General features: G+C 64.2%; 10 protein-coding genes. 5 read left to right on the top strand and 5 right to left on the bottom strand.

Features of this window, described 5'->3' with window-relative positions:
• Positions 1-152: 152 nt before the first annotated feature.
• Positions 153-1,058 carry a LysR family transcriptional regulator gene (locus ACREP4_RS12540; protein WP_431596528.1) on the bottom strand — a complete coding sequence of 302 codons (906 nt, stop codon included), beginning with the start codon at positions 1,056-1,058 and terminating at the stop codon, positions 153-155.
• A 123-nt stretch (positions 1,059-1,181) separates the two neighbouring features.
• On the opposite strand from ACREP4_RS12540, the gene ACREP4_RS12535 reads away from it, so the two are divergent.
• The 4 genes from ACREP4_RS12535 (at position 1,182) to ACREP4_RS12520 (ending at position 5,609) form a co-directional block, all read left to right on the top strand.
• A complete protein-coding gene (locus ACREP4_RS12535; protein WP_431596527.1) occupies positions 1,182-2,048 on the top strand; it encodes a pirin family protein in 867 nt (288 codons plus the stop codon).
• Positions 2,049-2,220: 172 nt separating this feature from the next.
• The gene (locus ACREP4_RS12530; protein ID WP_431596526.1) at positions 2,221-2,910 is read left to right on the top strand and encodes an isochorismatase family protein; all 690 of its coding nucleotides are present in this window, start codon (positions 2,221-2,223) and stop codon (positions 2,908-2,910) included.
• Positions 2,911-3,254: 344 nt separating this feature from the next.
• The gene (locus ACREP4_RS12525) at positions 3,255-3,896 is read left to right on the top strand and encodes a hydrolase (protein WP_431596525.1); all 642 of its coding nucleotides are present in this window, start codon (positions 3,255-3,257) and stop codon (positions 3,894-3,896) included.
• Positions 3,897-4,187: 291 nt separating this feature from the next.
• Positions 4,188-5,609, top strand: coding sequence for a short-chain fatty acid transporter (locus ACREP4_RS12520; RefSeq protein ID WP_431596524.1), 1,422 nt, complete (start codon positions 4,188-4,190; stop codon positions 5,607-5,609).
• A 288-nt stretch (positions 5,610-5,897) separates the two neighbouring features.
• Here ACREP4_RS12520 and ACREP4_RS12515 read toward each other — a convergent pair whose 3' ends face one another.
• Together ACREP4_RS12515 and ACREP4_RS12510 are read right to left on the bottom strand one after the other, a co-directional pair.
• Positions 5,898-6,419 (bottom strand): GNAT family N-acetyltransferase, encoded by a 522-nt coding sequence (locus ACREP4_RS12515; RefSeq protein ID WP_431596523.1) that lies wholly within the window; start codon positions 6,417-6,419, stop codon positions 5,898-5,900.
• 191 nt (positions 6,420-6,610) lie between these two features.
• The gene (locus tag ACREP4_RS12510) at positions 6,611-8,596 is read right to left on the bottom strand and encodes a UvrD-helicase domain-containing protein (RefSeq protein ID WP_431596522.1); all 1,986 of its coding nucleotides are present in this window, start codon (positions 8,594-8,596) and stop codon (positions 6,611-6,613) included.
• A gap of 134 nt (positions 8,597-8,730) precedes the next feature.
• On the opposite strand from ACREP4_RS12510, the gene ACREP4_RS12505 reads away from it, so the two are divergent.
• A complete protein-coding gene (locus ACREP4_RS12505; RefSeq protein WP_431596521.1) occupies positions 8,731-9,351 on the top strand; it encodes a thymidine kinase in 621 nt (206 codons plus the stop codon).
• Positions 9,352-9,540: 189 nt separating this feature from the next.
• Here the strand turns inward: ACREP4_RS12505 and ACREP4_RS12500 are convergent, their stop codons facing one another.
• The gene (locus ACREP4_RS12500; RefSeq protein ID WP_431596520.1) at positions 9,541-11,142 is read right to left on the bottom strand and encodes a glucan biosynthesis protein; all 1,602 of its coding nucleotides are present in this window, start codon (positions 11,140-11,142) and stop codon (positions 9,541-9,543) included.
• 197 nt (positions 11,143-11,339) lie between these two features.
• Positions 11,340-12,152, bottom strand: coding sequence for a bifunctional DNA-formamidopyrimidine glycosylase/DNA-(apurinic or apyrimidinic site) lyase (gene mutM, locus ACREP4_RS12495; protein WP_431596519.1), 813 nt, complete (start codon positions 12,150-12,152; stop codon positions 11,340-11,342).
• Between the last annotated feature and the right edge of the window lie 106 nt (positions 12,153-12,258).

Below are 12,258 nucleotides of genomic sequence, written 5' to 3'. Positions count from 1 at the left end.
GACGGCACGGGCCGTTAGGCATGGTGGGAGCATGCGCTTCTCGTAGGAGCGACCTTGGTCGCGATGCCGGTGGAGCAACCGCGATCAGGCATCGTGCAATTGCAGGTTGCGTGCAGGCTTGCAGAGGCTCAGCTTCGTGGCGAACGCCGCTCCTACGCTTCTTCCAACGCCGCAAATCCCGCCGCGAGATGGTCGATGAACAATCGCACCGAAGGCAACAGGCCGCGCCGTGATGGAAATACCGCGTGGACGATTTCCTTCGACGGCGCCCAACCCTCGGCGACCTGCCGCAGGCGGCCGTCATCCAATGCGTCGCGCAGGATCATCGTTGGCAGCTGCGCCACGCCCACGCCGGCGATGGCGGCTTCGCGCAGCACGCTCATGCCGCGCGTGATCAGGCGCGGATGGTGCGGCACTTCGGCGGTGGCGCCGTCCGGGCCGATCAAGCGCCATACGTGTTCGCCCTGCGGCACGCCCAGTGCCAAGCTCGGCAGCAGATGCAGGTCGGCGGGGCCGTGTGCCATGCCGCAACGGTCCAGCAAGGACGGTGCGGCGACCAGGCACTGCGTACGTTCGGCCAGCACTTTCAGCACCAGGTCGCTGTCCTGCAGCGGCGGCGGGCGCACGCGGATGGCCAGGTCGAAGCCTTCGGCGATGACATCGACGCGGCGGTTGGTGGCTTCCAGGTGCACCTGCACCTCGGGGCAGCGCGCCATGAAGTCGGCCACCATCGCCGCCACCCGGAAATCCAGCAGCATCGTCGGGCAGCTCACCCGCACCACGCCGCGCGGCTCGGAGCGGGTCATCTCGATGGACTCGGCGGCCGCTTCGGCCTCCACCAGCATGGCCCGGCAGTGGGCGTAGAAGGTCTGGCCGACCTCGGTTACCGAAAAGTGCCGCGTGGAGCGCTGGATCAGGCGCACGCCCAGCCGTTCTTCCAGCAGCGCGATACGCCGGCTCAGCTTGGACTTGGGCTCGCCCAGCGCGCGCCCGGCCGGGGCAAAGCCGCCGTGCTCAACCACTTTGGCGAAGTAGTACAGGTCGTTCAGGTCCTGCATGGGCCGCTCCATCGTTCACCGGATAGGACTATGAGACCACTTTTTGCCATCTACCGGGGGCAGCGTTCCAAATCTAATCTTTGCTCCAACGAAGGCGCAGCCGCGCCGCACTGGAGCAGAAAGATGAAGAAGATCAGTGGCCTTTACAGCGCACCCCGCCCGCATTGGGTCGGCGACGGCTTCCCGGTCCGTTCGCTGTTCTCCTACAACACACACGGTCGTCAGCTGAGTCCGTTCCTGCTGCTCGATCACGCCGGCCCGGCCGAATTCACCCCCACCGACACCCCGCGTGGCGTTGGCCAGCATCCGCACCGTGGTTTCGAGACGGTGACCATCGTCTATGAAGGCGAAGTGGCTCACCGCGATTCCACCGGTGCTGGCGGCGAAATCGGCCCTGGCGACGTGCAGTGGATGACCGCCGCCTCCGGCATCCTGCATGAGGAGTTCCACTCCGAAGCCTTCACCCGCAAGGGCGGCAAACTGGAGATGATTCAGCTGTGGGTGAATCTGCCGGCCAAGGACAAGATGTCCGCGCCGGGTTACCAGAACATCAGCAATGCCGACATTCCGGTCGTCCAATTGCCTGATGGCGCCGGCAAGGTGCGCGTGATTGCCGGTGAGTTCGGTGGCCAGCGCGGCCCGGCCCGCACCCACACGCCGATGGATGTCTGGGACCTGCGCCTGCAGCGCGACCACCACACCACGCTGGACTTCAGCGAGGGACACACCGTGGCGATGGTGGTGATGCACGGCACGGTGCTGTTCAACGGCAACCAGGTGGCGCGCGAAGGCCAGTTGGTGCTGTTCGACCGCAGCGCCGGGCAGGTGGAACTGGAAGCCAACACCGACGCCACCGTGCTGGTGATGGCCGGCGAGCCGATCGACGAGCCCATCGCGGGTTACGGCCCGTTCGTGATGAACACGCAGGACGAAATCCGTCAGGCGATGGACGACTTCAACTCCGGCCGCTTCGGCCAGATCACCGCGTAAGGCTCACGCCCCTCTCCCTCTGGGAGAGGGGTTCCGGTGAGGGCAGAACGAAGCCAGCACCACGTAAACAACCGCGTGTTCCCCGATGACAGGGCCCGCCCGGTCATCTCCCGTTCGCGCCGGCTTTCGCTTGGCGGCGCGACGCTATGCCACTCACCAAGAGAATCCCGCCATGAACGCCTTCCCGAACGTCGCCAATTTCAATGGTGCAAAACCCGTCATCGACCCGGCCAACGTCGCCATGTTGTTGATCGATCACCAGAGCGGCCTGTTCCAGACCGTGCACGACATGCCATTCACCACGCTGCGCCGGTTGGCCTCGACGCTGGCCAAACTGGCCACGCTGGCGAAGATTCCGGTCATCACCACCGCCTCGGTGCCGCAGGGCCCGAACGGCCCGCTGATTCCGGAAATCCACCAGAACGCACCGCATGCCAAGTACGTGGCACGCAAGGGTGAAATCAATGCGTGGGACAACCCCGATTTCGTGCAGGCGGTGAAGGACACCGGCAAGAAGCAGCTGATCATCGCCGGCACCATCACCAGCGTGTGCATGGCATTCCCGTCGATTGCCGCGGTGGCCGACGGCTACCAGGTGTTTGCAGTGATCGATGCCTCCGGCACCTACTCGAAGATGGCGCAGGAAATCACCTTGGCGCGAATGGTGCAGGCCGGCGTGGTGGTCATCGACGTGGCCGCCGTGGCTTCGGAACTGCAGAAGACCTGGAACCGTGACGACGCCGCCGAATGGGCGCAGGCTTATACCCAGATCTTCCCGAACTACCAGTTGCTGATCGAGAGCTACACCAAGGCGCAGGAAGTGGTCACCAATCACGAACCACTGGATTCGCAGCGCAAATAAGGCTGCACGCACGACGTGGCCCGGCCACAACGGCCGGGCCTTCGTCGAAGCAACGCGGCAACACGCGGTTGCCGCCCCCCGATTCAGTTTTGGAAGCACTCAACCCCGTTCGTCGCGCTGTACCCGACAAGGCTGACAACAGCGCGGCGCGATGGACTGAACCTCCTCACGGACGAGCCATTCAACGAACACAGCGCGCGACACGAACGTCGGCGCTGCGCGTTGGATCCGCTGCTGCGATTCAACCAACGGAAACAGCGCGCGTCACGCAGTTCAACCGCGGATGCGCGTTGGTTTCCTCCACCCCAGGCGCGTACTGCGCATCCCCAGAAGAGAGCGACATCATGGCCAGTGAAAGCAAACGTGATCCGAAAAAAGACGACCTGCTGACCCCGGAAAACTCCGCGCTGATCGTCATCGACTATCAACCCGTACAGGTGAATTCCATCGCGTCGATGGACCGACAGTTGCTGATCAACAACATCGTTGGTGTCGCCAAGGCTGCCAAGGTGTTTGGTCTGCCGATCGTGCACTCCACCGTCAACGTCAACACCGGTTTGAACAAGCCGCCGATTCCGCAGCTGCGCAAGGTGTTGAAGGACGAGCCCACCTATGACCGCACCACGATCAACTCGTGGGAAGACACGGAATTCCGCAAGGCGGTGGAAGCCACCGGCCGCAAGAAGCTGATCATGACCGCGCTGTGGACCGAAGCCTGCCTCACCTTCCCGGCGCTGGATGCGCTGCGCGAAGGCTACGAGGTGTACGTGCCGGTGGACGCCGTGGGCGGCACCTCGCTGGCGGCGCACGACGCCGCGCTGCGTCGCATCGAACAGGCCGGCGCCAAGCCGATCAGCGTGACCCAGTTGTTCTGCGAACTGCAGCGCGACTGGAACCGCAGCGATACCGCCAAGCAGTTCATGGAACTGTTCATCAGCACCGGTGGCACGGCGGGCATCCAGTTCTCGTTCGACGCTACTGAGTGAGGTGGGAGGGGTGGAGGGCTGAGGCTTCACTGCCAACGGCCTTACCCCTCCCCAGCCCTCCCCTTGGCCTTCGGCCAAAGGGAGGGGGTGGTTCTGCTTGGGTTGTCGGATTGCAGCGAAAGCTGCTCCTGCCCTCCCTTTCGCGCAGCGAAGGGGAGGGCTGGGGAGGGGTGCTCTTGGGGAGGCCAGAAGAAATACCTCCCAACCACATCCGACCCTATCCAAAGGTCCAGTTCCGCGCCCCGCACCCACACGCTACCGTCACCGCCGTAGTCCCTCACGGTAGCTCCCATGCAAACCTCCTCCCAAGACACCGCTTCGGCGCGTTTCGCCATCCGCTGCGCGCAGTTCGCCGAGCGCTGGTTCCCTGACTCCTGGGTGTTCGCCGCCCTCGCCCTTGCGGCCGTCAGCCTGGCCGCGCTGTCCATCGGCGCAGCGCCCACCGACACCGCCAAGGCGTTCGGCGACGGCTTCTGGAGCCTGATTCCCTTCACCATGCAGATGGCCTTCGTAGTCATCGGCGGCTATGTGGTGGCTTCTTCCGGCCCGGCCTCGCGGCTGATCGACCGCCTGGCACGGGTGCCGCGCAACGGCCGCACCGCGGTTGCACTGGTCGCCATCGTGTCGATGCTGGCCTCGCTGCTGAACTGGGGCCTGAGCCTGGTATTCGCCGGCCTGCTGGTGCGCGCACTGGCGCGCCGCACCGAGTTGAAGATGGACTACCGCGCCGCGGGTGCCGCCGGTTATCTCGGCCTGGGCGCAGTGTGGGCATTGGGCCTGTCATCCTCGGCCGCGCAGTTGCAGGCCAACCCGGCCAGCCTGCCAACCTCGATCCTGTCCATCACCGGCGTCATCCCGTTCACCGAAACCATCTTCCTGTGGCAATCCGGTGTATTGCTCGGCGCCCTGGTGCTGGTGTCGCTGGTGATCTCCTACGTCACCGCCCCCAACGCCAGCTCCGCGCGTGACGCGGCTGACTGCGGTGTGGACGTGCACCACGATGTCGCCCCGCCCAAGGCCAAACCCACGCGCCCGGGCGAATGGCTGGAACACAGCCCGCTGCTGATTCTGTTGCTGGTGGTGCTGGCCGGCGGCTGGTTGATGCACGAGTTCTCAACCAAGCCGGCCATCCAGGCCATCTCCGGTTTGAACACCTACAACCTGCTGTTCCTGATGCTGGGCGCGCTGCTGCACTGGCGCCCACGCAACTTCCTGGACGCGGTGGCGCGCGCGGTGCCGTCCACCACCGGCGTGCTGATCCAGTTCCCGCTGTACGGCTCCATCGCCGCGATCATGACCACGGTCAACGGCAGCGAAGGCCACAGCGTCGCGCACATCATCTCCACCGCCTTCACCCAGATCGCCAGCCACGACACCTATGCGCTGCTGATGGGCAGCTACTCGGCGGTGCTGGGCTTCTTCATTCCGTCCGGCGGCGGCAAGTGGATCATCGAAGCGCCGTACGTGATGCAGGTGGCCAACGACCTGCAATACCACCTGGGCTGGTCGGTGCAGATCTACAACGCCGCCGAGGCACTGCCGAACCTGATCAACCCGTTCTACATGCTGCCGCTGCTGGGCGTGCTGGGTTTGAAGGCACGCGACCTGATCGGCTTCACCTTCGTGCAGCTGCTGGTGCACATTCCGTTGGTGTTGATACTGCTGTGGGCATTGGGCGCAACGCTGGCGTATGTGCCACCGGTGATGCCGTAAGGCCGGGTTGAGCCCGAGCTTTGCTCAAGCCCCTCTCCCGCCAGCGGGAGAGGGGTTGGGGTGAGGGTACGGCGAAGCCAGCAATGGCAAACAACCGCAACAGAAAGCACGCTTCGCGCCCCCCTCTTCCGCCCTCCGGGCACCTGCATTCGGCACATCCATGTGCCTCACCCTTCGGGCGGCTTCGCCGTGCAACTCGGCAATCCTGCCGAGTTGTCGTCCCGCAAGGGGAGAAGGGAGTTCTGCTACAGCTCCCTACAAACTGAATTGTTGCTAGCCCTTCTCTTTCTAAGCCTCACCCAACAAAAACAACAAAACATCCTCATTCTCCCCAGGCAAACGCGTCACCCCATCCGCCACGAATCCCAGCTTCTCCAACAAGCCCACAGACCGCGCATTGCCCTTTGAAACAATCGCGCACAGGGTTTCGATCCCCAACACCTCACGCGCATGCTTGACCACGCCGCGTGCTGCTTCCAGCGCGTAGCCCTGGCCGCAGAAATCGCTCAACAACGCATAGCCGATATCGACGTGTACCAGACCGTTGCGGCGCACCAGCCCGGCATTGCCCATCCATGCACCGTCGCTGCGGCGTTCGATCACATACATGCCGAAGCCATTGGCCGCGTAGCTGACAAACGGCCCTTTGTGGATGTACTCGCGCGCCTGCTCCAGCGTGCGCACACCACGGTCGGCAATGAACTTGTGGAAGCCCGGTTCATTGAGCAATGCCAGCATGCCGGCGGCGTCCACATCGTCATCGCGTAGCAGGCGCAGGTGCAGGCGGTCGGTTTCGATCAAGGGCGGCATTGGGCACTCCGGGGTCTCAGATGAGACAAGCGTCATGTGCGCGGCGATCCGATGCAAGTGCTGCACGGTGCATCATCGGTTGCGATGCAATCCCCCATCGCGACCATCCATCAGACCGTCATTCCCGTCTTTGCGGGAATGACGAGCAAGAAGCAATGAATCAAAGCGCAGAAGAACCGCGCACCCTCAGCTCAATCAAACAACGCCTGGATCGCCGCCAACCCCGCCTTCGCGCGCTCCTGCTTGTGCGCGGCATCGGCGACCGGGTCGGCGCCGTCGCGTTGGATTTCGCTGGCCGGAATCTCATCGAAGAACCGGCTCGGCTTGAGTCGAATGTGCTCGCCATATTTGCGCGTCAGCCGGCTGAAACTCATCCACAGCTGGATCTTGGCGCGGGTGATGCCCACGTACAGCAGACGCCGTTCTTCCTGCAGCGTGCCTTCGTCCAGGCTGACCTGATGCGGCAACACGCCGTCTTCGCAGCCAACGATGAACACGTATGGAAACTCCAGGCCCTTGGACGCATGCAGCGTCATCATCCGCACCTGGTTGCCGCCGTCGTCCTTGTCGTTGCGCGATATCAACGCCAGCTGCGCGGCCATGTCGGCGGCGCTGGCGCCACGCGGGCCGCTCTCGAACCACGACGCCAGCTCTTCGATGTTGTTGGCGCGGCGCTCATAGCTGGTGGTGTCCTTTGCCTGGTTGCGCATCTCCGCCAGCAGGCCTGAATCCTTGGCGACACGACGCACCAGATCACCGGAAGTCATGTCGCGCATGTCCATGCGCAGCGCGCGCAGGATGTCGGTGAACTTGCTCAGGCTATTGGCCGCACGCGGTGACAGCTGCGCCAGCGCGCCCATCGCTTCGGCGGCCTGCGCCATCGGCATGTCTTTATCCGACGCCAGCTCCGCGAGCTTGGCCAGCGTGCTGGCGCCGACATCACGCTTGGGTGATTGCACCGCGCGCATGAACGCGGTGTCGTCGTCCGGGTTCACCAGCAGGCGCAGCCACGACAGCGTGTCCTTCACTTCCTGCCGTTCCAGGAACACCGTGCCGCCGTTGAGGTGATACGGCACGCCGACCAGCTGCATCGCTTTTTCCAGCGGCCGCGACTGGAAATTGCCGCGGAACAGAATGCAGAACTCACTCCACGGAATCTTGCGGCTGGTTGCCAGGAAGTGGATTTCCGAAGCGACTTTCTCCGCCTCGTGCTCACTGTTGCGGCACTCCCACACGCGGATGCGTTCGCCATCGGCCTGATCGGACCACAGCGTCTTCAGATGCTCGTGCGGGTTGTGTGCGATCAGCGCGTTGGCCGCTCGCAGCACGCGGTTGGAACAGCGGTAATTCTGTTCCAGCTTGATGATCTGCAGCGCCGGGTAGTCGCGCGCCATCTGCTGCAGGTTTTCCGGATTGGCACCGCGCCAAGCGTAGATCGACTGATCGTCGTCACCCACGCAGGTGAAGTTGCCGCGCGGCCCGGCCAACTGCTTGAGCAGCCGGTACTGCGCGTCGTTGGTGTCCTGGCATTCGTCGACCAGCAGGTAGCCGATGCGTTCGCGCCAGGCCAGCGCGATGTCCGGGTTCTCTTCCAGCACCTGCACCGGCAGGCGGATCAGGTCATCGAAATCCACCGCGTTGAACGAGGTCAATCGCGACTGGTACAGCTCGTAAACCATCGCCGCATTTTTTTCGCGGCTGCTACGCGCCGCCGCCATCGCCTGCTCCGGCGACAGCCCGGCATTCTTGGCGCGCGAAATAAGATTCTTGATGTCCTCGACATCGTCAGGCTTGGCATTGCTGCCGCCCAGCAGATCCTTGATCTGCGCACCGGCGTCGTCGGCATCGAAGATGGAAAAACTGCGCTTCAAGCCCACCTGCTCGTACTGAATCTGCAGGAATTTCAGCCCCAATGCGTGGAACGTGCAGATAGTGACTTCGGCCGCGTCCTCGCCACTGAGTCGCTTGGACACACGCTCGCGCATTTCCTTGGCGGACTTGTTGGTGAAGGTGATCGCGGCGATGCGCCGTGCCGGATAGCGGCCAATGCTGATCAGATGCGCGATTTTTTCCACGATCACGCGCGTTTTGCCGCTGCCGGCACCGGCCAGCACCAGCAAGGGGCCATCGGCGTGAACAGCGGCAGCGCGTTGGGGGGAATTGAGGGAATCGAGCATCTAGGGGCGAATGAAGATCAATGAGGAACGAGAGAACGCAAAGGCAGACCACCAGCGCCGGGGTATTCTGTCATTACCCGGAAGTGCCTGCCGCCCGCGCGCGCTTCCCACTCCTATTCACTTACGTCTGCACTATGGCCAAGCTCTATTTCTACTACTCGGCGATGAACGCCGGGAAGACCACCACCCTGCTCCAATCCGCGCACAACTACCGTGAGCGCGGCATGCGGGTGGCCCTGTTGACCCCGCGCCTGGACCACCGTGCCGGCGCCGGCGTGGTGGCCTCGCGGATCGGCCTGCAGGCCGAGGCCACCGCCTTCGAGCAGGACACCGACCTGCAGAAACTGATCGAACGCGACATCGCCGCGCACGGCAAGCTCGGCTGCGTGCTGGTGGACGAAGCCCAGTTCCTGACCAAGGCCCAGGTGTGGCAGCTGTCCGAAGTGGTCGATGAACTGCGCATTCCGGTGCTGTGCTACGGCCTGCGCACGGATTTCCGTGGCGAGCTGTTCGAGGGCAGCCAATACCTGCTGGCCTGGGCCGACGAGATGCAGGAAATCAAAACCATCTGCCACAGCGGCAAGAAGGCGACGATGACCGTGCGCGTGGATGCCAATGGTTTCGCCGTGCAGGACGGCCCGCAGGTGGAAATCGGCGGCAACGAGCGTTACGTGTCGGTGAGCCGCGCCGAGTTCAAGAAGATCACCCGTGGTGAAGGCCGGATTGACCCGATGCAGGCACCGCTGCCGCTGTAACCCCCTCCCCTTCTCCCTACTGGAGAAGGTGCCCCGAAGGGGCGGATGAGGGTACGGGCGAAGCCCTGTGTAACAGAACACCAGGAGTGGCTTCGCCCCCTACCCTCACCCCAACCCCTCTCCCGTATACGGGAGAGGGGCTTTAAGCAGAAGCCTCAAGCAAAGGCTTCAAGCAACGCCTTCAATCACTCAATACAACGTCCGCTCCGGCGCGTCTGCCGCCGGCGGGGTGTATTGGTACAGCCAGGTCTCGGTGAGCGTCTTGCCGCCGCTGCGCAGGTACAGGCGCACGTCGATCTGGTCGAAACTCCCTTCCGGCGGCACCAGGTCAAACATGGCGCGGTAGCCCTTGATCTCGCGCAGTGGTCGCGCGGAAATGGTTTCCAGCTTGCCAGCGCTGGTTTCCACCACCGCTTCCACCTCGCCCTTGTCGATCAGGCTGGCCAGCTCGCCGCCTTCAAAATCCACCGCAAAGCGCCACGAAAAAACCTCGCGCTTCTTGCCGATCACGCCGCCCAGGCCGGTGCGGCTGGCCACGCAATGTGCCAACGGCGGGCGGGCCGGCGGCTCGGCGCCCCAGTACAGGCGGTAGCCGACCAGCAGTTCCTCGCCCCGCTGCGGCTTGGCCTTGGGATTCCAGAAGGCAACGATGTTGTCGAAGGTTTCATCAACGGTGGGGATCTCCACCAGCTGCACCGAGCCTTCGCCCCATTGGCCCTTGGGCTCCACCCACAGGCATGGGCGCTTCTCGTAGAACACGCCGTCGTCCTGGTAATGGTCGAAGTTGCGGTCACGCTGCAGCAGGCCAAAGCCGCGCGGGTTGTTGTCCATGAACATGTTGAAGCGCAGGTGCGCCGGGTTGCATAGCGGGCGCCAGATCCATTCGCCGGAACCCGTCCACATCGACAGGCCGTCGGTGTCGTGGATCTCCGGGCGCCAGTCCCAGTCCATGCGGCGGTCGTTTTCGCCCACCTGGTACATGCTGGTGCACGGTGCGATGCCAAGGCGCTCGATCTGCTGGCGCGGGTACAGGGCGCTGTCGATGTCCATCAGCAGCACGTCGCCGTTGGTGATGGCGAAGCGGTAGGCGCCGGCCACGCTGGGCGAATCGAGCAGGCCGTACACAATCAGCGTGTCCGAATCGCCGGCCGGCTGCTCCAGGTAATAGGCGATGAAGTCCGGGAATTCCTCCGGCTTGCCCATCCCGGTGTCGATGGCCAGGCCACGCGCGGACTGGCCGTACTGGCCTTCCTTGCCCACGGCACGGAAGTAGCTGGCGCCGAGGAACGCGGCAAAGTCGCGGTCGGTGTCGGCGCGGGTGTTCAGGCGGAAGCCGGCGAAGCCCAGGTCAGCCGGCAGGCGTTTGCCGTGGATGCCGCTCTTGCCGTAATCGAACGCGGCGCCGTCATAGGCCAGCTCCTGCGCCTTGCCGTCGGCCACATCGAACATGCGCACCGGCGAGTGGAAGTACAGCCCCAGGTGGAAGAATTTCGCCTGGAACCTGCCCGGCTGGTCGGCCCACAGGGCGTGATCCTGGCGATAGCGGATGGATTGGTATTGGTCCCAATCCAGCGCTTCCAGCTCCGCCGGCAGGGTCCGCTTGTGGCTCTGGTAAGGCGCCTGCGCCAGCGCGCGCGCCTGGCCTTTGAGGGCCGCAAAGTCGAATGGCTGCGGCTGGCCGATGCGGCGCAACCCCATCTGCGCGGGCGCGGCTGCACAGGCGGCGAAGGACGGCAGACCGAAAGCGGCCAGGGCAGCGGAGGCGTTGCGCAGGAAGTCGCGTCGTTGCATGGAAAGACGTGCCAGTTGGGGACCGCTGCATGGTAGGTGGAATTGTGTGAATCAACAGCCCGGAACGTTCGCCTGATGAACATCCGCTTCAGCCAGCGAAAACCTCCCCCTCCCCAACCCTCCCCTTGCCTGCGGCAAAGGGAGGAAGCAGATGCAGGTGGTGCCGAGCATGGCTCGGCACTACCGGGGCTCCGCTCTCACCGCTGGCAATGCCCGCACCACACCGTCGCCCGTTGGCCGATGCTGGCGTAGCGCAGCAGGCGGCCGCACTGCTTGCAGTTTTCGCCCTCGCGGCCGTACACCAGCAGCTCCTGCTCGAAGTATCCGGGTGCGCCGTCAGGGCTGATGAAATCCCGCAGCGTGGTGCCGCCGCGGGTGATGGCGTGGCCGAGAATGTCCTTCACCGCGTCGCCCAATCGCTGATAGCGCGCACGCGACACCTTGCCCGCCTCGCGCAGTGGATTGATGCCCGCTGTGAACAGGCTTTCGGCTGCGTAGATGTTGCCCACGCCAACCACGATGCGCTGGTCCATCAGAAAGGTCTTCACCGATGCACTGCGGCCGCGGCTGCGCTGGAACAGGTAGTCACCGTCGAACACCGCGTCCAGCGGTTCCGGGCCCAGATCACGCAGCAGCTCGTGGGTTTCCCCTGCCGGTTGCCACAGCAGGCTGCCGAAACGGCGCGGATCGTTGAAGCGCAGCAAGCGGCCATCTTCCAGGCTGATATCGACGTGGTCGTGCGCGCGCACCGGCGTGTCGCCCGGCAGCACGCGCAGGCTGCCGGACATGCCCAGGTGCAGCAGCGCGCTGCCGACCTCGGTGTCGAGCAGCAGGTACTTGGCGCGACGGCGGATCGCCTCGATCCGCTGGCCCGGCAATTGCTGTTCGATCTCCGCTGGAATCGGCCAGCGCAAGTCCGGCCGGCGCAGGATCACACCGTGGATGCGACGCCCTGTGAGATGCGGCTCCAGGCCGCGCCGGGTGGTTTCTACTTCAGGCAATTCAGGCATGAAACACGCTTCTCGTGGGCGCGGCCTCGGCCGCGAAGCTGGCGTTGTGGAACGGCCAGCATCCGTTCATTTGTGCGCTGTGCGAGCGTTGTTTTGGCGATAGCGG

It is taken from the genome of Stenotrophomonas sp. (assembly GCF_050737575.1).
GTDB lineage: Bacteria > Pseudomonadota > Gammaproteobacteria > Xanthomonadales > Xanthomonadaceae > Stenotrophomonas.
Note: the sequence above shows the minus strand (reverse complement) of the source record. Positions and strands in the feature narration are given on the sequence as shown.